Annotated in this window: 1 pseudogene; it reads left to right on the forward strand. The window is 54.1% G+C overall.

Features of this window, described 5'->3' with window-relative positions:
• Positions 1–130: 130 nt before the first annotated feature.
• Positions 131–344, forward strand: a pseudogene (locus tag SPM24T3_RS25085) (AAA family ATPase); the annotation flags it as partial.

A 344-nucleotide genomic window follows, 5' to 3' on the forward strand; every position in this document is an offset into this window, starting at 1 on the left:
CTTGAGCAGAAACCCAGGGGGCAAACAGGCCGAGTAAAACTATTGCGGCAATCATCACCCCGCCAAAAGTAATGCCGGGATGTCGCCAAAGCCAGCGGAACAGCAGCGCAGTGCGGCTTTTTTTACGGCGATCTTTGGCCGCGATACCGAGATCCGCCAGATGATCGACATCCTCTCACGGCGTCGTAAAAACAATCCCATTTTTGGTGGGGGAGCCGGGAGTGGGCAAGACAGCGTTGGTCGAAGGCCTTGCACTACGCATTATTGAGGGGAATGTGCCGGAAAGTTTAAAATCAATTAGCCTGCGCACTTTAGATCTTGGTCTATTGCAGGCGGGTGCAGGC

Origin of the sequence: Serratia sp. M24T3 (assembly GCF_000257645.1) — a bacterium.
Classification (GTDB): Bacteria; Pseudomonadota; Gammaproteobacteria; order Enterobacterales; family Enterobacteriaceae; genus Rouxiella.